General features: G+C 40.9%; 22 protein-coding genes. All 22 read right to left on the reverse strand.

The window, feature by feature from the left end:
- Positions 1 to 981, reverse strand: a complete 981-nt coding sequence (fliM, locus tag FYJ75_RS05785; protein ID WP_154429519.1) for a flagellar motor switch protein FliM — start codon at positions 979 to 981, stop codon at positions 1 to 3.
- A 61-nt stretch (positions 982 to 1,042) separates the two neighbouring features.
- Positions 1,043 to 1,573: a flagellar basal body-associated FliL family protein gene (locus FYJ75_RS05790; protein ID WP_154429520.1), complete on the reverse strand. Its 531-nt coding sequence runs from the start codon at positions 1,571 to 1,573 to the stop codon at positions 1,043 to 1,045.
- Positions 1,574 to 1,592: 19 nt separating this feature from the next.
- Entirely contained in the window at positions 1,593 to 2,417 is an 825-nt protein-coding gene (locus FYJ75_RS05795; protein ID WP_328596870.1) for a flagellar motor protein MotB, read from the reverse strand.
- Positions 2,417 to 3,208 (reverse strand): motility protein A, encoded by a 792-nt coding sequence (locus tag FYJ75_RS05800; protein WP_154429521.1) that lies wholly within the window; start codon positions 3,206 to 3,208, stop codon positions 2,417 to 2,419. The genes FYJ75_RS05795 and FYJ75_RS05800 overlap by 1 nt, the downstream gene beginning before the upstream one ends.
- Before the next feature lie 215 nt (positions 3,209 to 3,423).
- Positions 3,424 to 4,767 carry a flagellar hook protein FlgE gene (locus FYJ75_RS05805; protein WP_154429522.1) on the reverse strand — a complete coding sequence of 448 codons (1,344 nt, stop codon included), beginning with the start codon at positions 4,765 to 4,767 and terminating at the stop codon, positions 3,424 to 3,426.
- 77 nt (positions 4,768 to 4,844) lie between these two features.
- Complete coding sequence (locus tag FYJ75_RS05810) at positions 4,845 to 5,249, reverse strand: TIGR02530 family flagellar biosynthesis protein (RefSeq protein WP_154429523.1); 405 nt, start codon at positions 5,247 to 5,249, stop codon at positions 4,845 to 4,847.
- 9 nt (positions 5,250 to 5,258) lie between these two features.
- Entirely contained in the window at positions 5,259 to 6,002 is a 744-nt protein-coding gene (locus FYJ75_RS05815; protein WP_154429524.1) for a flagellar hook assembly protein FlgD, read from the reverse strand.
- A gap of 18 nt (positions 6,003 to 6,020) precedes the next feature.
- Positions 6,021 to 7,493 carry a flagellar hook-length control protein FliK gene (locus FYJ75_RS05820; protein WP_195838951.1) on the reverse strand — a complete coding sequence of 491 codons (1,473 nt, stop codon included), beginning with the start codon at positions 7,491 to 7,493 and terminating at the stop codon, positions 6,021 to 6,023.
- 42 nt (positions 7,494 to 7,535) lie between these two features.
- Positions 7,536 to 8,426, reverse strand: coding sequence for a MotE family protein (locus FYJ75_RS05825; protein WP_154429526.1), 891 nt, complete (start codon positions 8,424 to 8,426; stop codon positions 7,536 to 7,538).
- Positions 8,427 to 8,460: 34 nt separating this feature from the next.
- The gene (gene fliJ / locus FYJ75_RS05830) at positions 8,461 to 8,901 is read right to left on the reverse strand and encodes a flagellar export protein FliJ (protein ID WP_154429527.1); all 441 of its coding nucleotides are present in this window, start codon (positions 8,899 to 8,901) and stop codon (positions 8,461 to 8,463) included.
- A gap of 8 nt (positions 8,902 to 8,909) precedes the next feature.
- Positions 8,910 to 10,223 (reverse strand): flagellar protein export ATPase FliI, encoded by a 1,314-nt coding sequence (fliI, locus tag FYJ75_RS05835; RefSeq protein WP_154429528.1) that lies wholly within the window; start codon positions 10,221 to 10,223, stop codon positions 8,910 to 8,912.
- A gap of 22 nt (positions 10,224 to 10,245) precedes the next feature.
- Positions 10,246 to 11,028 carry a FliH/SctL family protein gene (locus FYJ75_RS14640; protein WP_154429529.1) on the reverse strand — a complete coding sequence of 261 codons (783 nt, stop codon included), beginning with the start codon at positions 11,026 to 11,028 and terminating at the stop codon, positions 10,246 to 10,248.
- Positions 11,009 to 12,013 (reverse strand): flagellar motor switch protein FliG, encoded by a 1,005-nt coding sequence (gene fliG / locus FYJ75_RS05845; RefSeq protein ID WP_154429530.1) that lies wholly within the window; start codon positions 12,011 to 12,013, stop codon positions 11,009 to 11,011. Before fliG ends, FYJ75_RS14640 begins: the two co-directional genes overlap by 20 nt.
- A 6-nt stretch (positions 12,014 to 12,019) precedes the next feature.
- The gene (gene fliF, locus FYJ75_RS05850) at positions 12,020 to 13,627 is read right to left on the reverse strand and encodes a flagellar basal-body MS-ring/collar protein FliF (RefSeq protein WP_154429531.1); all 1,608 of its coding nucleotides are present in this window, start codon (positions 13,625 to 13,627) and stop codon (positions 12,020 to 12,022) included.
- Between the two features lie 45 nt (positions 13,628 to 13,672).
- A complete protein-coding gene (fliE, locus tag FYJ75_RS05855; RefSeq protein ID WP_154429532.1) occupies positions 13,673 to 13,984 on the reverse strand; it encodes a flagellar hook-basal body complex protein FliE in 312 nt (103 codons plus the stop codon).
- Between the two features lie 21 nt (positions 13,985 to 14,005).
- Complete coding sequence (gene flgC / locus FYJ75_RS05860; protein ID WP_154429533.1) at positions 14,006 to 14,446, reverse strand: flagellar basal body rod protein FlgC; 441 nt, start codon at positions 14,444 to 14,446, stop codon at positions 14,006 to 14,008.
- A gap of 18 nt (positions 14,447 to 14,464) precedes the next feature.
- A complete protein-coding gene (gene flgB / locus FYJ75_RS05865; protein ID WP_154429534.1) occupies positions 14,465 to 14,854 on the reverse strand; it encodes a flagellar basal body rod protein FlgB in 390 nt (129 codons plus the stop codon).
- A gap of 158 nt (positions 14,855 to 15,012) precedes the next feature.
- Positions 15,013 to 15,792: a GTP-sensing pleiotropic transcriptional regulator CodY gene (gene codY / locus FYJ75_RS05870; protein ID WP_154429535.1), complete on the reverse strand. Its 780-nt coding sequence runs from the start codon at positions 15,790 to 15,792 to the stop codon at positions 15,013 to 15,015.
- A gap of 89 nt (positions 15,793 to 15,881) precedes the next feature.
- Positions 15,882 to 17,966, reverse strand: coding sequence for a type I DNA topoisomerase (gene topA / locus FYJ75_RS05875; RefSeq protein ID WP_154429536.1), 2,085 nt, complete (start codon positions 17,964 to 17,966; stop codon positions 15,882 to 15,884).
- A 146-nt stretch (positions 17,967 to 18,112) separates the two neighbouring features.
- Positions 18,113 to 19,192: a DNA-processing protein DprA gene (gene dprA, locus FYJ75_RS05880; RefSeq protein WP_154429537.1), complete on the reverse strand. Its 1,080-nt coding sequence runs from the start codon at positions 19,190 to 19,192 to the stop codon at positions 18,113 to 18,115.
- A complete protein-coding gene (locus tag FYJ75_RS05885; RefSeq protein WP_154429538.1) occupies positions 19,189 to 20,721 on the reverse strand; it encodes a YifB family Mg chelatase-like AAA ATPase in 1,533 nt (510 codons plus the stop codon). The genes dprA and FYJ75_RS05885 overlap by 4 nt, the downstream gene beginning before the upstream one ends.
- Positions 20,722 to 20,820: 99 nt before the next feature.
- Positions 20,821 to 21,444 carry an RNA polymerase sporulation sigma factor SigK gene (sigK, locus tag FYJ75_RS05890; protein ID WP_328596872.1) on the reverse strand — a complete coding sequence of 208 codons (624 nt, stop codon included), beginning with the start codon at positions 21,442 to 21,444 and terminating at the stop codon, positions 20,821 to 20,823.
- Between the last annotated feature and the right edge of the window lie 23 nt (positions 21,445 to 21,467).

Here is a 21,467-nt window from a genome sequence, read left to right on the forward strand (position 1 = left end):
TTATTGCTCCTCTCTCACTACCGAGGTAATCCTTACCGCGTTTTTATCCCCGTACGCCCCCGGCAGAGCTGTAAATTTACGGATATTTCCCACATAAACATCCAGTTCCTCATCCACTTTACGATTCAGCCGAATAATGTCTCCAGGCTGAAGACATGCAAAATCACTGACTGAGATCGTACTTTCACCTAATACTGCTTTCATCGGAATTTCCGCTCTCTTGATCAGTACTTCGATCGAATCTGCATAATTTGTTTCATCATGCCTTGTCATATTTGAGAACCAATATTTCGTATTCAGTTTGTCCATGACTTCTTCCAACGTAATATATGGAAGACAAACATTCATAAGTCCCTCAACTTCTCCGATTTTCATATTGATCGTCACAATCGCGATCATCTCGCTTGGAGAGATAATCTGAGCATATTGGGAATTGGTTTCAATTCTTTCCAGATGTGGCTGTATATCTACTACATTTTCCCATGGTTCCTTGAGTAGATTTACACACACCACGAAAATTCGTTCGATAATCAGAAGTTCTATTTCCGAAAAATCCCTTGTCTTTTCGATTGGATCTCCGCGTCCTCCAAGCATGCGGTCTACCATTGCATATCCCAGGTTCGCTGCAAGTTCTAATATAATGTTACCTGGTAAAGGAGCAAAATCAACAATTCCAAGCAATACCGGGTTAGAAAGAGCATTCGAAAATTCAGAATATGTAACAGCCTCTGCATTCATAACCTCAATCTGAACATTCTTGCGGAAATAAACCGGAAGATTTGTTGACAAAAGCCTTCCGTAATGTTCGAAAATAATTTCCAGTGTTCTTAAATGTTCTTTTGAGAATTTGGAAGGACGGGCGAAATCATAATCTTTAACCTGTTTTTCAGAATTCTCTTTTATTTCATCTACATCAAGTTCTCCATTACTCAGAGCCTGTAGTAAACTATCTATCTCATTTTGAGATAAAACATCACCCATATCCTTTTCTCACCACCTGTTACTTCATTTAACTGCATTCACAGTCATTTTATCTCATCTGTTATTCTGTTGTCACACTGGAGAAATTAACTCCGACAATAAAATCAGATCCAAACATATCCTGGAGATCACTTAAAATCTGATCCTGAACCCCAGTCACGTCATTATTAAAATCATCAATTGTATAAGAACGAATCACCTGATTGATATCATTCTTAATGATAGATTCTTTCGCTGTAAGTCCTTCCGCACTGTTTGCGCCATATTTCTTATAAGCATCACTCTTCGTATTCATAAGAAGTGTAACCGAAAGAACTGCATAATGAGACTTGCCATCTGAGCCCTGCGCAAGGTTCATTGTCATCGTCTCTCCACCATTCACTTTAAATTCTTCTGTCTGATCGATTGGAACAGATAACTGATTGCTTCCAGCACCACTGTTAACATCCAGATCAATGGCAGAACATACTGCGTCAATCATTTTATTTGCTTTCTTTGTCTCCGGAAGTACTGTAAAAATCAACAGTGCAGTCAGGACAAAATTGGCAAATACCAAAGCTAAAATAATTACAGAAATCAAATTCTTTTTCATATTCTTCTCCTCTTTAAAATCAGTTAAAATCCGAATTATATGAATTATATATTTTTATAACAACTCTTCTATTTAACGCTCTTCCCTCTGTTGTAGAATTGTCCGCTATCGGGACATAATCTCCACGTCCGGAAGATTTGATATGTGAAGGATCAATATCTGTCGCACCTCTCATATAATCTGCAACACTAAGTGCCCTGTACATGGACAATACATTGTTGTCCGGATATTTGCTGTTATGGATTGGCACATTATCCGTATGACCTTCCACCTCAATCAGATTATCTTTATATTTTTCAAGAATTGTGTCAATTTTATCCATAAGTGGATAAGCTTCTGTCATCAGGTCTGACTGGCCTGTCTCAAATAATATCGCACCACTCAGATTCAGCTGCACATATTCCGAATTAAAATCAATATCAACCTGTTCCTCAATCCCTGACTGTTTTACCGCATCCTGAATCTCAGATGCCATCTGTTCCGATTCTGCCAGTTCCTGTTCTTTGTATGCTTCATACACATTATTTGTTCCATCCTGTGTATTTTCATCGTTCGCATCATCCGTCTTTGAGTTCGCCATCTCCGAATAATAGGAATCCAGAAATTCGAGCTGTCTGACTCCGGCAGAAATCATCTGTCCTTCTCCAATGCTTGCGCCTCCACTTGGAAGAATACTTACGCTCGACTGCAGCGAGGCAATTACTTCCTGAAACTTTTCAGCATCAACTGTTGACATGGAATAAAGCAGAACGAAAAAGCAAAGCAGCAGATTCATCAAATCCGAGAACGTTGACATCCATGCCGGTGAACCTTTTGAACCCTCTTCCTTTTTCTTTCTTGCCACTATTCTTCACCTCCGGCGCCTTCCGCCATATTATCACGTGCAGACGGTGACAGGAAGGATTTTAATTTTTCCTCGATTACACGTGGGTTCTCACCTGCCTGAATGGAAAGAAGTCCTTCAATCGTCACTTCTTTCATCATAACTTCTTTTTCATTGTTTGTTTTTAATTTATTTGCGATTGGCGTACAGATCCAGTTTGCAATCAAAGATCCATAAAATGTTGTAACCAGAGCAGTTGCCATACTTGGTCCAATTGAAGATGAATCTTCCATATTGTACAACATATTGATAAGTCCAATCAGTGTACCGATCATACCCCAGGCAGGACCCATCTCAGCCCATTTTTCCCAAAAGCCAATTACCTTTTTATGCCGGTCTTCCAGACAGACAAGATCTGTTTCAAGAATACCTCTTACAAGATCCGGATCTGTTCCATCGACAACAAGCATAATTCCTTTTTTGAGAAATGGTTCCTCAATTCCACTTGCCGCCTCTTCCAATGCAAGAAGTCCCTCTTTACGTGCCACATTCGACAGATCAATAATCGTATGTATCACCTGCCCCGGGTCCAGTACTCTTTCCTGAAATGCCAATTTCATGGACTGAAGTCCTCCTATAAAGTCAGGAAGTTTGCTTGCTGTCAGTACAGAAGCGATTGATCCACCAAATGTGATCAAAAATGATGGCAAATCCATAAAGTGTCCAATTGTCTGAATACCACCACTGGTCATAACTCCAAGGAGTACCATGACCACTCCAACCACAATACCTACAAGAGATGCTATATCCAACTTTCACACCTACCATTTCCCAAATCTGACATATGTTGTCACAATTTGTCTTTTCTATAATTCTACTAAATTTTCGTATAATTGTCTATGTTCTTTTGCGAATTCCTGAACAGGTTTTCTCATTTAAACACCTTCTCAGGGTGGTGCTGACTAATCACTGGCAGGATCGGTCAGCACCGGTTATTCCTAAGTTATATCCAAAGCTTTATTTTAGATTAACGTTTCAGATTGATCAGTTCTTCCAGAAGCGTATCCGATGTTGTAATAACTCTTGAGTTTGCCTGGAAACCACGCTGTGTAACAATCATGTCCGTAAACTGTCCGGAAAGATCAACGTTTGACATCTCAAGTTCACCTGTAGAAATTGAACTTCCGTCTGTATCAACTGCAACTCCGATTCCATCAAAATCTCCAGAGTTTAATGTTGTCTGATAGCAGTTTTCACCGACCTTTTCCAGTCCGGATGCATTCGAAAAACGTGCTACTGCAATCTGTCCCAGAGTTTCTGTATTACCGTTATCATAAGATCCATGGATTGTACCATCTGTATCAACGGTAATTCCGGTAAGTGCGCCAAGTTTCTTTCCAGCGCCATCACCAATGCTGTCTCCACGGTTTGCTTTCAATGTGGATGTTCCACCATTATTCGCATTTTTTGATTTTGAAAAATCAATTGCAATATTGGAGAATTTATTTCCAAGTACTGTCATATTCAGATCCTTTGGCTGATCATCGCCACCAAGAGAAACGAATACTCCGTTGTCACGGTCATATACCAGATCGTATCCATCTGCATTTCCGCCAAAAAGCTGTTGTGTTGTCACACCCTGTGGAATGATTGATTTACTGTCACTGTCAATAATGTCGGTCAGCGAAACATGAAACTGTCCCTCTGTTGCTCCAGCTGTTACCGCAAACTTTGCGGTATAGGAATATCCCAGATTATCATACAAGTTCAGGTTCATGGTATATCCCTTATCTTTTACGTCGCTGTCATTTTTATCCAGAACACCGGATATGTATGATTTAGAAGTTGCCTCTGCCGCAGAAGTCTGATTGTCCGCAGACATTACCTGAAGTGCAGAAACCGTATCTTTTCTGACATTACCAGTTGTCGGATCTACCTGCCATCCCATCAATGTATATCCAGTAGAACTCATACAAAGATATCCGTTTCCGTCTACATAAAAGGATCCTGCTCTTGTGAACATTGTATTTGTTCCATCGCTTACGATAAAGAAATTGGTAGACTGGCTGTCTGTCAGTTTCAAGTCAAATGGGTTTCCGGTTGTCTCAGCAGCTCCTGCCGAAGTAATGTTAATAGATGTAGAACCGGTTGTAACACCAAGTCCGACCTGCTTTGCGTTGATACCTCCAATTCCGGCAGCCGCATTTCCGCCGGATGCGCTGGATGTTGTCTGATACATAATCTCGCTGAACGTTACAGAAGAAGATTTAAATGCTTCTGTGTTAACATTGGCGATATTGTTACCAATAACATCCATTCTTGTCTGATGTGTCTTAAGTCCTGACACAGCAGAATAAAGTGATCTCATCATAGTTTTTTATCCTCCTTAAGAGGTGCTTTTATGCTCCATCTGTCATTCCGGAGCAGATAGCTTCCATTAAGGTCCAGCTATACGATTACCGCACCGTCTATGTTTGTAAAAATATTGCTTTCTGATTCATTCTGGTCCATTGCTGTAACTACCGTCTTATTCGGTATGTTTACAATGAAAGCCAATGAATCCATCAAAACCAAAGACTCACTAATTCCTTTTTCGTTTGCCTTTTCAACACCATTTTCCAATCGCAGATTCTGTTCATTGGTAAGGTTTATATTTCGGTCTGCCAGCCGCATTGCTGCGTGCTTTGAAAACCGAAGTCCTGATTCTTTCGAAAGTTTTGCGTCCTGCGCCGCTTTCAGTACTTCTTCAAATGATAACTCTGCGGAAGTCTCTTTTGTTTTGTTTTCTGCGCCGCTCAGATACTGTGCCTGAACCTGCTGGATGGAAGTGAACTGATTATTAATCTGATTCATATTTCCCTCCTATACTGTCGTTGTCTCATCTGTGCTGTTCTCTTTTTTATCAGTTTCCACGGTACTATTATCCGAATCATCTTTCGTGTTGTCCGAAGTTGTATTATCTTCTGTCTTTGACAATTCTTTAATGCGGTCTTCAATTTCTGTCAGTGTCTTAAGATCGGAAGCATTGACGTATTTCTTCTGATAATCAGTCATTCCGTCATACACCTTGCGAACTGAATCTACAATTGATTGTGAATTTTTGTTCACGTGATCAAGATCCGGAAGCGCTGCTACCATATTGCTGAACGTCTTCGATAATGCAAGTGCATCATAATAATCGGAATCTGCAACGGTATCCAACTCATCCAACGGATACAGATTGTTATTTACAGAAAGATAGATCTTGCTGTTCTGATACATAACATAATCTACTTTGCCGTCTACATAACTGATCGCTCCGGTTGAAGAATTCGTTGTTTTTAAAATAACCTGTTTTCCAACTAAAGAATTGGCCATAGAACTCTGCTGTGTATTCTCCATTGAGAGTGTTGCTTCAAGTTGTGAGAATGTTGCGAGCTGTGCAACGTAATCCGTATTACTTGTCGGTTCCAGTGGATCCTGATACTGCATTTCTGCACACAAAAGCTGAAGGAACTGATCATATCCAAGATTTGATCCTTTCGACTCTTCTTCCTTTTTCTTTGCAGTATCCGTATAATCATATTGTAATTTTCCATCTACAACGTTTGCTGTTATTCCTGCCATTGTTTCATCTCCTTTCTTCTATGCTGTAAGATCAACGGAATTACCATTGTCTTTCATAATCTGTGCTGCAAGCTGTTCTTCCTCTGTCATCAGTCCGTTCATTCCATCCAGTTCATCCAGCTTCAGATTTCTTCCACGTCTTTCGGAATGATTCTGATCTGTATTCGGATCTTCCTGTTGTTTCTGATCCTGTTCCAGATTCTTTTCAAACTGATGCGATGCTACAGTAACTTCTACTGCATCAACACGCACACCCGCCTGGTTCAACTTTTCCTGAAGTGTTGCAACCTGTGTCTGAAGTGCCTCTTTTACCATCTCATCCTGTACTGCAATCTGTGCACGAACAGCGCCTTCTTTTGTAGAGACTTCAAGATAAACCCTTCCGAGATTCTCCGGCTTTAATTGCATTTCCATTGTTGAAACATCCTGCGAAAGTGTAACTTTTGTCTGTTCTGCAATCTGCTCGATCATGTCGATCACATTCATATGAACTGTCGTATCCTGTTTTTCAACCGTAAAAACATTCTCCGGTTCTATCTGTGATGTTGCTGCTCCGTTTAAAAGAACATTTTCATTCATCTGCGATTCATCTTTTTTCTGATTCATCTCAGGATTTCCTGACTCCGTCTGTTCATGAATGCTATCCAGTGGCTGATCCTGTACCTCAATTTCCACCGATGTCTGAGTCTTTGTTTCCCGACTTTGATCCGTTTCAATCTCATCGACCGGTAAATTTTTCGAGACACTTTCCTGATGAATCTCATTCATTCCTTCCGTAACAGGTTCTTCCGTCATATTCTGATTTTCCATAACGTTCGAGTCATCCGGCTGATTCATCTGCTGATTTTCTGATACATTCTGTAAAACATCCGGTTCCTGCGGGTTGACATCAACTGTCTGCATTTCTTCTGCCGGTTGCATCGCATCCACCAATTCATCTAACTGATTTTCGCCCAGATCCAGCTGTTGCAGAATTTTTCCTGTCAGGTCGGACATATCTTTCATTACAAGTTGAAAATCTGCATTCAAAAGTAATTCTGCCGGGTTATCTGTTCCGGTAATTGTCTGCACAAGTTCCATCAGATTCTGTGGCTGCAGTAGCTGCATCACCGTCAGTCCAAGCGTTTCCATCGCATCTGCAATCTGCTGTTCATCCACATTCAGATCTTCTGCAATTGTCTGGACAATGCGATTCGTAACATCCTCAACGGTATCCTTATTATTCTGAACCGTTTCTTCAACCGAAAGCTTCTTTGCAGGCTGTATCTGGTTCTGCTTCACAGGATATGTCATCTGTTTTGTGTCTGTCAGTGAATGATCCGGCGTCTGACTCTGGCTCACCGTATTTGCCGGTGTCTTTCCATACTGTCTGAGCATTCCGGAAAATGTTTCCGTTTTTGCCGGACTCTTCTGTGCGCTGGAAGTCTTTCCGATTCCATTGCTATTTGCTGCATTTACTGCGTTTGTTTGCATTACATCCATCGTTTTCATCATCCTTCCTCCTTTCTTGCTTTATTCAGCATTACGTCTGTCCTACTGTTGCTGCTGTTGTTCCGGTTCCAGCAGTTTTGTAACCTGTGCTGCTGTATCCGAATTCATTTTTCCAAGGATATCCGCTCTTGACTGCGTATCCATCGCCGATAGAATATTTGCGACCAGGCTCAGGTTATCTGTCATTGTGTCAAAAATAGCCGCTGCTTCTTTTGGTTTCATGGATGCATATGTTTTCGCATAATCCTCAACTTCAGAATCATACGTAAGCTGCTCTACCACCTGTTTATACAGGACCTCTGCATTTGCCGGATCAATACTCTCATAATAAGCCTTATACTGGCTTATATCCGGAGCCTGATCCGAAAAGACAACATCTTCATAGAACTTTTCTTTTTCGTCCTCAAAAGCTGCCTGTTCATCTTTATACTTTGAAAGATCATCTACCTGAGCCTGTAAGTCTGCAATCGTTGCATCATCCTGCTGTTTTGTTGCAGCAGCATTATCTACTTCAACCTCAAGTTCTTTGATTCTGTTAATTGCATCGTTTAATGATTCATACGGATATTCCTCTGTCGTTTGCGAACCGTCCGTAACCGCTTCACTTGACGCCGGAAGTATTTTATTCACATACGGTACGTTCTTAAGCATTGGAGAAAGCACAGAAGAACCAAATCCACCGACATCTGTCTTAATAAGAATTGCAATAATTCCAAGCCAGATCAGTATAATTAATAATGTTACGAAGAAAATAACCACCTTTCCGGTTGTCTTTTCTTCTTCCTCGTCCTGATCCTCGCCCTGTTTTTTGCCTTTTTTCTTAGCTAACTTCTTTTCTTCTTTTTCGCGTCGTTTCTGTTCTTTTCGTTCTTCTTTTGTAAGCTCTTTTTCCTTTGTTTCCTGTGAATCATTCGGATTCATTTCTTCTGCCATATCGTATCTCCTTCCCGATAATTCTGTCTTTCTTCTAGTTCGGGTTGTATGTATAGCTTACCAGTTCATCAATTTCTTTTGATTCCTGGCGCATTAATTCTTTTTTGAATTCTTCAAAATCTTTATCTCTTAGTATTTCCTGAGTTTTTCTTTCTTTCATGACAATACCAAGTTCCTCCCTTGCCGCCTCCAATGTCATTTCAGCTTTGTGTACCTCCATCATCTGACGGCGGACAAGCGTTTTCATTGTATTTGCATTCTCTCTTGCACGTTTCACCTGTAAAATATCCAGATTACCGGAAAGCTGTTCCTTAAGTTCGCTGTCATATTTCAGACGTTCCAGAACAAGAGTCTGAAGTTTTTCTTCTTCCTCAAGATATCTGGCATTTGCCTGACTGAAAGTAACTCTCGCCTGACTTTCCAGTTTTCTTTTTATATCAAGGATATTCTGCATCCGATATCTAAACTTCGCCATTCATACTCCTACTCAGCAAAAACCTGTTTCAAAAGTTCAATTTCTTCCTCAAACGTAAATTTTTCATCGGTTCCCTGGCAGAGGAATTGGTTTACTGCAGCAATTTTTTGAATTGCATAATCAATTTCCGGATTGGAACCATTCTTATATGCACCAATATTGATCAGATCCTCTGCTTCCTGATATGTTGCAAGAACATTTTTCAGTTTTCCTGCAAGCTCTTTATGTTCCTTCGTTGCAATCGCGCTCATTACCCTTGAAATACTCTGTAAAACGTCAATTGCAGGATAATGATTTTTGTGTCCCAGCTTCCGGTCTAACATAATATGTCCATCGAGAATACTTCTCGCAGTATCTGTAATCGGTTCGTTAAAATCATCACCATCAACAAGCACCGTATATAGTCCCGTAATCGATCCATTTTCCGAAGTTCCGGCACGTTCCAAAAGCTTTGGCATTTCCGAATACACACTCGGCGGATACCCTCTGGTAACCGGTGGTTCTCCAGAGGCCAGTCCAATCTCTCTTTGAGCCATCGAAAAACGTGTCAGGGAATCCATCATAAGAAGTACATCTTTCCCCTGATCCCTGAAGTATTCAGCAATCGCCGTGGCTGTTTTTGCCGCATTTTTTCGAATCAATGCCGGTTTGTCAGAGGTTGCCACAACAACAACCGATCTTGCCATTCCTTCCGGCCCCAGATCACGTTCAATAAATTCGCGTACTTCTCTTCCTCGTTCACCGATCAGTGCAATTACATTGATATCCGCTTTGGTATTACGTGCAAACATTCCAAGAAGCGTACTTTTTCCGACTCCTGAACCGGCAAAAATTCCGATTCTCTGTCCTTTTCCAACCGTAATAAGTCCATCCACTGCTTTCACGCCAAGTGGGAGAACTTCGCTGATAATTTTTCTGTCCATCGGATCTGGCGGATCTGCCTCAACTGGATAATAGAGGTTGGTTTCCAGATCGCTGGTATCCGTCGGTCTTCCGATTCCATCCAGTGTATGCCCAAGGATTTCATCTCCCACCATAACAGACAAAGGATGTCCTGTATTCTCAACAGTACATCCAATTCCAACGCCCTCAACGTTATCAAGTGGCATCAAAATCAGCCGCATTTCCTGAAATCCAACTACTTCTGCCATCACAGATGTAGTTTTGTCCTTATTCAGATAAATGCGGCAAAGGTCATTCAATCTCGCCTCAGGTCCAACCGATTCAATTGTCAGTCCTACAACTTTTGTAACTTTACCATAGCTTTTGTAATAACTTCTGTCTAAAAGCTGAAGGTATTTTTCTGCTTCTTTAACCACCAAACATTCTCCAACTCAAAGCATTCTAGCACAGAGATTTTATATCTCTGATCAAATTCTGAAATTCTGTATCAATACTGCAGTCAAACACTCCGGAATCTGTTTCCACCGTGCATTCTGTATTATCCAGCGCAGGATCTGCAATATAATCAATTATGATCTGATCCGAAAATTCCTGCGCAATAATTTCCGGATGTTCTGACAGATACTGTTTATTTTCAGGCGATACTCTCACATGAAAATTCTTGTCATTTTCATTATGATCAATCATATTTTTAATCAGATAGATCAAAATTTCTTTTTTATTTTCGAACTGGATATGGAACACCTTGTCAAAAACCTGTATCACAGCATCAACAATATCATTTTCCAGAGTTTCTTTTCTTGTATCAAACTCCTTCACCAGTTCATCTTTCTTCTTCGAATACTCATCTTCCAATTGCTCACGCAATTGTTCGCGTTCTTCCTCAAACTGCCGCATTCCCTCAGCATATCCGGCCTGTCTTTGTTCTTCAAACAAAGTAAGCACCTGATCTTTTGCGCTTTCAAGCATTTTATCAGCTTCGTCTTTGGCTTTTCCTTCAATCAGCCCGGCCTGTATTCTTGCAGCCTGAAGAACCTGCTCCGCTGTCGGCTGTTCCGCCATGTTCTGACCCTCGGCGTTTTCTCCATAAGCAGCCGCCTCCTGATTTTCTCTTTCCGATGCCAGTTTATGTTCCAATACTTCATCGGAATTAATAAAACGCGTACCTTCATCGGAACGAACTACGTAATTTTGTTTTACAACATTATACAACGATATCGTCACCTCCGCCTCGTGAAATAACGATTTCAGCGGAATCCTCCAGTTTTCTGATTACACTTACAATCTTCTGCTGAGCCTCTTCAACATCTTTCATACGAACAGGTCCCATGAATTCCATGTCTTCCTTGATCATTGCAGCAAGACGTTTGGACAGATTCTTAAAGATAACATTCTGTACCTCTTCGGTTGCATTCTTAAGTGCAAGCGCAAGATCTGAATTTTCAACATCACGCAGTACTCTCTGAATTGCACGGTCATCAAGTAACAGAATATCCTCAAATACAAACATTTTCTTGCGGATTTCATCTGCAAGTTCTGGTTCTTCAATTTCAAGCGATTCCATAATATGTTTTTCTGTTGCACGGTCAACTGAATTGAGGATTGCAACAATCGCATCTACACCGCCAACGATCGTGTAATCCTGGTTGACAAGTGAAGCCAGTTTTCTTTCAAGCACTTTTTCCACCTCTTTAATTACATCCGGTGATGCACGATCCATTAAAGCGATTCTTTTTGCAACATCCGCCTGTTTTTCAGGTGGAAGTGCTCCAAGCACCATAGATGCCTGGGCAGGCGATAAATAGGAAAGAATCATCGCAATCGTCTGAGGATGTTCATCCTGAATAAAGTTAAGCAGCTGGCTTGGATCTGTCTTTCTCACAAACTCGAAAGGCCGAACCTGAAGGGAAGCTGTCAGTTTGGAAATAACATCCTGTGCTTTTTCGTCTCCCAGTGATTTTTCCAGTAATTCTTTTGCGTATCCAATACCACCCTCTGCAATATACTGCTGGGCAAGACAGACCTGATAAAATTCATTCAGAATATCTTCCTTTGTCTGTGGTGAAACACTTCTTGTATTGGCAATCTCAAGTGTCAGTTCCTCAATTTCATCTTCTTTCAGATGTTTAAAAATTGCTGAGGATTTCTCCGGTCCTAATGCTATTAAAAGAATTGCCGCCTTTTGTACGCCTGTATATGTCTCGCTCATGAAAAACTACTCCCAATCTTCATTTAACCAGTTGCGCAGTAATAATGCTGCCGCATTTGGATTTTCATCTACAAATTTTTCAATGAGAATTCTTGTCTCTGACTTCTCATTATATCCAATATCTTCCAGTTCATCCTGCTGTGCCTCCGCAGTAGAAGAAAGCAGAGATTCTACCGAAAGTTCCGGTTCCAGTTCCGGTTCCGGCTCTTTTCTTGTACTCCGGAAAACAACATAACCAAGCAGTGCAAAAATAAGTACTGCCAAAGCGATCTGGAATATATCTGTCAATGTTCTGTTGCTCTTATCCTTATAATGGAATTCCGGCTGCTGATAGCATAAAATCGTAATCGCATCTGTTGAAAATCCGGTTGCATTTGCAATCATTTCCTTCAGTGAATCATCAACCGTCACCTGTACCGGATCACTGTTCTGCGCAACAAATTCATCAAATGTTGTACCTTTCAGTTCTCCCGCCTTATCCATTGTCTCTTCATCATAAACAACATATCTCGTGCAGACGATAGAAACGGATGAGGAATCATAATTGATATTGCCGCCAGCATTTGTTGTCTTGGTGATCTTCTCGTTATTCTGATACTGTGTTTTGGTCTCAGATGTTGTAGACGACGAATTCTCATTGTCCTGTGTCACATAGGAATTTGCGTCATTGGAATCCGTTCCCGGAGTTCCGCCTCCGCTGTTTGTGGTCTCCTGTTCATATTCATCTTTCGATGATACCATTCCGTCCGTCTGTCCATCCGGAGCGCTATACTCATGTGTTGCCGTCTCTGTGTTATCAAAATTGATATCCAGGTTCGGAGCCACCTCTACATTAGAATAGATTTTGGTTTCAACGAGGACATCCTTGATCTTATCTTTGACCATATTTTCCTGTTTCTGTTTATAGGAAAGCTGCGTACTTGCAGTTCCGATCGCAGAATCCGAATCTGCTCCGGAATATAACACATTTGCATTCTGATCAAGAATCGTAATTCCGTCTGTCGATTCATTGCCAATCTCAGTAGCAATGAACCGTGCAATGCCATAAGCCTGGTCTTCGCTCAGATCTCCTGATAATTCCAATGTTACCGCTGCTTTTGCCTGCTCATCTTTAGAAAGAATCGTTCCGTCATCATCCGGAAGTGTCAGGTCAACATTTGCAGACTTAACAGAGCCCAGAGACTCCAGATGTTTTGCAAATTTATCTTCCAGATACACTTTATATCTTTTCTGTTTGTCAGCCTCCGTTGTGGAAAAGCTTCCATTGACCGCATCATCGATAGAAAATCCCTCGGACGGAATATTATTCTGTCCCAACAAAATCTTCGCCGTTGATTCGTTCTTCTGATTTACCTGAAATGTCAATCCATCATCCGAAACTTTATAATCAATACTGCCATCTCCGTCAAGAACCGTTTTAACCTCGGATGCCTTTGAAGTATCTTCGCAGGTCACAAGCGGCACATAGGTCGGTTTCGTCACTGCAATCCCAAGAATCACAAGCGCCACCAGTACAACCGCCGTACTGCTGATCAAAAGTGCTTTCTGCTTTGTATTGAACTTTTTCCACCATTCCAGAATTCTGTTCAGAATCTTTTGTACTTGTTCTGGCATTTAAAATTCCCCTTACATTCCTTTAAAATCTTGTCTGTTGGTTCATCAGATTGATATCTGCATAATTTCTTTATACGCATCAATCATCTTGTCTCTTACCGCTGTCGTATACTGTAATGCTGTAAGTGCCTTTGTCTGCGCAATAAGTAAATCATGTGTATTCTCGGATTCTCCAAGTGCAAAACGAATCGTTTCTGATTCTGCATCATTCTGAAGATCGTTTGTCTCATCAATTGCGTCCATTGCTGAAGACAGCACGGAGCTAAACGAGTCATCTTTTTTCTGAACCAGGGATTCATTTTGTGCGAAATTATTCAAATAATCTGATGTCACGCCATTTAATACTGAAATATCCATAAATTTCTCCTGTGTTATCTATTATTTGCCGATCTGTAATCCCGCCTCTGCCATACTCTTGCTTGCATTAAAAGCAGTCGCATTAGCCTCATAAGCGCGCGTTGCATCGATCAGGTTGGTCATTTCTGTAACGGTATTCACATTTGGATAATATACATATCCATTCTCATCCGCATCCGGATTCGATGGATCATATTCTTCTGTAAAATCCGTAGAATAGTCTCTCGTAACGGAAGAAACCTTTACTCCATTTCCAACAGCTTTATTCTTGGATGCAGAATAATACTGGCTGAACGGTGTTACCGGCTTTTCCGCAAATGTGACGATCTTACGGCGGTATGGTCCGCCTTCTTCTGTCGATGTCGAATTCACATTTGCAATATTCTCTGAAATGATGTCAGTACGAAAACGTTCTGCTGTCATTCCAGATGCATTTATATTAAACGACTGAAATAATCCCATCTCTATCCTCCTGTTTCATTAACTGATCACGGCTTTCATTCGTGCAAACTCTGAACTGATACTTGAAGTAAGTGCTTCATATTTGATCTGTTCAGAAGCAAGTTCTGTTTCTTCCACATCAATATCGACATTATTGCCATCCATACGATAGGAATAATTTGCATAATCTGTATAGGTATCTGCATGCAGATTTGACAGATTGACATGATTAATCTTTGAATTCAATGATTCATATTTATAATCTCCAAGTTCTCTTTTCAGGACACTTTCAAAGTCCACTTCCTGTCTCTTGTAACCCGGAGTATCTACATTCGCAATATTGTTATCAATTACGCTCTTTCTTGTCCAGCTTGCATCCGCAGCCTTATCAAGGACATTCACATAATTAAACGCATTCGATGTCAGCATATTCTCATCTCCTCACTTTAGTACAAACCTACTATATTTAGTATATAATATAAGCAAAAAAACTCAAGACTTTTTGTGCAATTTTATACGTAAAAAAGAACCTATACAAAATATAAGTTCTTTTATCTGTTTTTAAAGCGATACAGCCATAAGCATGATCATAAACTTTTATGTTTTTTCAGTTTGTCCAGTTCATCAAAAACAACATCATTCATAACTTTAATATACGTCCCCTTCATACCAGACGATCTTGATTCGATTACACCTGCACTTTCAAATTTGCGCAGAGCATTCACGATAACGGATCTTGTAATTCCAACCCGGTCTGCAATGCGGCTTGCAACAAGGATTCCTTCTTTTCCGTCCAGTTCGTCAAAAATATGAATAATCGCTTCAAGTTCTGAAAATGAAAGTGTACTGATCGCAGATTTTACGATCTGCACTTTTCTGGCTTCTTCCGCACTCTCTTCGTTTACAGAGCGCATCATTTCAAGTCCAACTACCGTTGTGCCGTATTCTGTAAGAATGATATCATCAATATCATACTCTCCATTTCCCCGGTATACAAAAAGAGTTCCCAACCGCTCTCCTGCAATATCGATTGGTGTAATAATTGCGCGGTATTTTCTGCTTTCGTCTCCAAATCCCAATGTTTCAAGATTAACATTTTCTTTTGTTGATAAAATTCCAAGAAGACGTTCATTCAAAACCGGATCGATGTAACCCCCAACTTCATCCACGATCAGTTCCTGAATCTCATCGACACCTTTACAAATGCTTGAGCCAAGAACTTTTCCCTTCTTACTGATTACAAGAATATCCGAATTCAGTATTCCAGTAAGAACCTCACATATATCATTAAAAACGACCTTGGAAGAGCTGTTATTATGAAGTAGCTTATTAATTTTTCTTGTTTTGTCTAACAATTGAACGCTCATGCTATTCCTCCTATGATTAACTACTCTCTTCAACTGAATGTAGTTTAACACAAACTTTCTGACAATTCAATAAATTTTTATATCTGTATCTATTTTTCTTTCGAATCATCCTTTTTGTCCATGACATATCCGCATTGTTCATCTGCACAGACGATTTTATTTCCTTTTACTACCATATAGCCGCCACATCTTGGACATTTTTCATTGACCGGTCTGCCCCAGCTCATGAAATCGCATTCCGGATTATCCACACAGCCATAATATTTACGGCCTTTCCGCGTTTTCTTGATTACAACATCCTTGCCGCATTTCGGACAGCTTACGCCAATTTTCTCAAAATACGGTTTTGTATTTCTGCATTCCGGGAATCCCGGGCATGCAAGGAATTTTCCATGTGGTCCGTATTTAATTACCATATTCCGTCCGCATTCCTCGCAGATGACATCGGTAACTTCATCTTCAATGGTGACTTTTTCCAGTTCTTTCTGAGCTTTCTGAACTGCCTCTTCCAGATCCGGATAAAAGTTCGCAACAACTGCTTTCCAGTTTACTTTTCCCTCTTCAACACCATCAAGAAGGGATTCCATATTCGCTGTAAAATGTTCATCCACAATTGTCGGGAATGATTCTTTCATAATTGAATTTACAACTTCACCAATTTCGGTAACGTATAAATTTTTGGCTTCTTTGGTAATGTATCTTCGTGCTATGATCGTCGTGATCGTAGGTGAATAAGTACTTGGACGTCCAATTCCAAGTTCTTCAAGTGTTTTTACCAACGACGCCTCCGTATAATGTGCCGGTGGCTGTGTAAAATGCTGTTTCGGTTCAAATTCCTTTAAAGAAAGTTTTGTATTCTCATCAATTGATTTTAATAAAACATTTCCCACAGCTTTTTCATCATCCGAATCTACATAGGCAAGCATAAATCCGTCAAAAGCTACCTTTGATGCGGATACATGAAAACGATATTCACCCTGTCCGATATTGACTGTCGTTGTCTCATATACTGCATTTGCCATACGGCTTGCTGCAAAACGTTTCCAGATCAGCTGGTAAAGCCGGAACTGGTCCCTGGTCAGGGACTCTTTTATTTCCGACGGAACTCTGTTGATATCCGAAGGGCGGATTGCCTCATGCGCATCCTGGATCTTTGCGGATTTGCTCTTTGTTCCACCGCCCGCTGAAAGATACTGATTTCCATAATTATTTCCAATAAACTCTCTGGCAGCGGCATCTGCTTCTTCTGAGATTCTGACAGAATCCGTACGAAGATAAGTGATAATTCCGACCGTTCCCTGTCCTTTAATATCCACACCTTCGTATAACTGCTGCGCAATTCTCATTGTTTTGGAGATTGGGAAATTCAGTGCTTTTGATGCTTCCTGCTGAAGTGTACTCGTCGTAAACGGAAGTGGTGCCTTCTTTACTCTCTCGCCCTTTTTTACATCCAGTACTTTAAATTCACCATGTTCAAGGTCTTTCAGAATCTGATCCATCTCCTCTTTGGAGGAAATACTGATCTTATCTTTATTCTTTCCATACAGCTTGGCGATCAGCGGTTTTTTCTCGCCTTCCACCTGTAATTGTGCATCAAGACTCCAGTATTCTTCCGGAATAAATGCATTGATCTCTTCTTCTCTGTCACACACAATACGAAGTGCTACCGATTGTACTCGTCCTGCACTCAGTCCCCTTTTCACCTTCGCCCAGAGTACAGGACTGATCTCATAACCTACCATACGGTCTAACACACGTCTTGCCTGCTGTGCATCTACAAGGTCCATATCAATCTGTCTTGGATTCTTAAGGGATGCTTTCACAGCACTTTTTGTAATCTCGTTAAAGCTGATTCTGCAGACATTTTTATCTTCCAGTTTCAATGCAGTGCTCAAATGCCATGAAATAGCCTCCCCCTCACGGTCAGGGTCAGTTGCGAGATATATTTTATCTGCTTTTTTTACTTCTTTCCTTAATTTGGCAAGGATTTCTCCTTTTCCACGAATTGTTATATATTTTGGTTCAAATCCATGTTCAACATCAATTCCAAGCTGACTCTTTGGAAGATCTCTCACATGTCCGTTCGATGCAACGACTTCATAGTTCTTACCCAGAAATTTCTTAATTGTCTTAACTTTTGCAGGTGATTCCACAATTACCAAGTATTTAGCCATAAATACGCTCCTTTATCTGGTCTTCCGATCATCCGAACTCTCGGACAAAAATCGTTGTTACTATACACCAACGTTCCATCTTTTTCAAGTAAATTTTCAAAAAATTCGAAATCATCCGGAAATTGTTCCCCATTTATCCATCTTTTTTAATTCAACCGAACGTAATAATTAGGGATAATTTCTTTCGCCATTCCTTTCTGTGTCAGTTTATCAAGAATATCCAGTATTTCGTCCAGCCGAAGTGAAGTTTTCTCCACCAGGGTTCCGATTCCGACCGGTGTAAAATCCAGATATTCGTAAATCTGTTTTTCATCCTGATTAAGCAGAAAGTCTTTAAAATCCATCTGTCCCGCTTCCGGATTCTGTAACAGCAGCCAGTCTGCAAGAAAAGTCTCTGTATCCAGAAAGATTCCCGCCCCTTCATGGATCAGACGGTTACATCCTCTGCTCAAAGAATCCTTAACTCTTCCCGGAACAGCGAATACATCTTTTCCCTGTTCGATTGCGTAGTCCGCGGTAATCAAAGATCCGCTCTTTTCTCTCGCCTCGACCACCACAACGCAATCACTCAGTCCTGAAATAATACGATTTCTTGCAGGAAACAGCGTCGCTTTTGCTGCTGTATGTGGTGGATATTCCGATATCAGACCTCCTTTCTGTGGAATCTTCTCATACAGGAAACGGTTCTGTGCAGGATAACATATATCCACTCCACATCCAAGTACAGCATACGTTTCTCCTCCGGCGTCCAGTGCTCCGACATGTCCGTCTGCATCAATTCCTCTCGCCATTCCACTGATAACATCAATTCCATTATCGACCAGTTTTTGTGCAAGCTCTCTTGCCACCGAACATCCATATTCCGACCTTCCCCTTGCCCCTACAATCGCTACTGCTTTCCGTTTTGGATCTGGAAGCTTTCCCTTGTAATACAATGCATACGGAGCAGACGGGATCTTTCTTAGCTTATCCGGAAATTCCTTCTGTTCCCATGAAGCAAAATGAATTCCATGCTCTCCCAGTTTCCACAATTCTGCGTCCAGATTCCAGATTCTGCGGCTTGTTACGATCCGCTTGATATCTTCGTCATCAATTCCATATATTTTTTCAAAATATCGCTCTTCAAGATAATAAATTTCCTGTGCATTCTGACACTCCTGCAGAAGATATCGGATCTTTTGATTTCCAATTCCAGGAATATTCGCAAGCCAAAGTGCATATTTCATGCATTCCCACCTCCCCAGAACTTTTCATTTACACTCCGGTAACAGATTGCCTCATTCAGATGCCGCATCTGGATACGCTCACATTCTTCCATATCTGCGATCGTCCGTGCCACTCTTAAAATTTTATGATACGTTCTTCCAGTCATTCCCATTTTCTCATACATATGTTCCATATACCGCTCCTCTTTTTCTTCCAGCCCGCAATATTGCTTTAGTTTTGAGACCGGTATCTGTGTATTATGTAAAAATTCCTCCTTTTTAAAACGTTCATATTGAATTTCATGGCAGCGCACCACTCTGTCTCTGATTGTCTCCGAACTCTCATTCTTTGCTTTTCCTGTCAATTCCTGATAACTAAGCGGCTGGGCTTCCACGCAGATGTCGATCCGGTCCAGAAGCGGCTGGGATATCCTGTTAAAATATCTTTTTAATGATGCAGGTGTACATCTGCATCGCTGCATGTCCGGATAATATCCACAGCCGCATGGATTCATTGCCGCAAGTAAAAGCACAGATGCCGGATAACTCACTGCACCATTTCCACGAACAAGACGAATCTGGTGATCCTCAAGTGGCTGTCTTAAAAGTTCCAGCGTAGACTTCTGAAATTCTGTAAGTTCATCCAGAAACAATACCCCATGATGCGCCAGAGATAATTCGCCGGGATGCAGATTCGTACCTCCTCCGATCAATCCTGCCTTTGTAATCGTATGATGCGGGCTTCGAAATGGTCGTTTCGAAAGGAGTGCATTCATTTTAGACAGCATTCCACAAACACTGTATATTTTGGACAGTTCCATTTTCTCCTCATCCGTGAGTGGTGGAAGTATCGTTGCCACTCTTTCTGATATCATTGTTTTCCCAGCTCCAGGCGGTCCGATCATAAGCAGATTGTGCATGCCGGATGCTGCAATCTCACATGCTCTTTTCAGATAATGCTGTCCATTTACTTCCGCAAAATCCATCTGTTTCATTTCCGGTTTACTTTCTTCTATATTATATGTCCTCTTTGTATAGTTCCCGTCATTTAAGAATTCAATAATTTCTTTCAAATGGGAAAATCCGTAAACCTCTGCTCCCGCAGCAAGTTCTGCTTCCCTCATATTATCCAGAGGAACAACAAACGACCTGCATCCATTTTTTACACCATCGGACACCATCGGGAAAACGCCATTAACAGGCAGAATCTCCCCACGCAGATTCAACTCTCCCACAAACATTTTCCCATTGCATAATCGTTCGTCTACAATCCCCATTGATGAAAGGATTCCAATTGCTATAGGAAGATCAAATGCTGTCCCATTCTTTCTGATATTACCCGGAGCCAGATTGATGGTAATGCGTTTTGCCGGAAGTATGATTCCACAATTATGAAGCGCTGTTCTCACACGTTCCCTCGCCTCCCTGACTTCCGGGCCAAGATTGCCTACCATATCAAACATTGGCATTCCATCACTGATGTCTGCTTCCACAAAAATTGGTAAGGTATTGATTCCTTCCACGATGGAAGTCATTACCGTACTGTACATATATTCTCCTGTTCCAATTGTAAGGGAAAAATGCAGAGATTTCTGCACGAAAAAAGATAGGATGATTATAACACATCTCCTATCTTTTTTCACGTATTTTTATTCTGATATGACTTTTTTCATTTTATTTAAGGCCCTTTTTTCAATTCGGGAAACATAAGACCTTGATATTCCGATTTCTTTTGCAATTTCACGCTGCGTTGCTTCTTTTTGTCCGTATAATCCAAACCGTCTGCAAATAATCATATACTCCCGTGGAGTCAGCGCTTTTTTCATTCCTTTATGGATTTTTTCGATCAGCTGTCTGTTCTCGACATCTTCCACGATATCCCTTTGTTCATTTTCAACTACATCCAACAGATGGATCTGATTTCCTTCTTTGTCGGTGCCGATCGGTTCATACAGCGACACTTCATTTTTGGTTCTTTTTCTGCTCCGGAAATACATAAGCATTTCATTTTCTATGCAACGTGCCGCATACGTTGCAAACCGGCTTCCATAATCCCGGTCAAAAGTCGATACCGCCTTCATCAGACCGATGGTACCAATCGAGATCAGATCTTCCTGTTCTTCATCTGAATTCAGATATTTCTTCGCGACATGAGCAACAAGGCGCATATTGTGAAGTATCAGTTCCTCTTTTGCCTGCACATTTCCATTTTTCAGTTGAGCCAGATATTCCTTCTCTTCCGCCTGTGATAATGGTGCCAAAAAAGTTTTCACGCTGCACCTTAAATGCTTACTTT

Origin of the sequence: Roseburia porci (genome assembly GCF_009695765.1) — a bacterium.
GTDB classification, from domain to species: domain Bacteria; phylum Bacillota; class Clostridia; order Lachnospirales; family Lachnospiraceae; genus Roseburia; species Roseburia porci.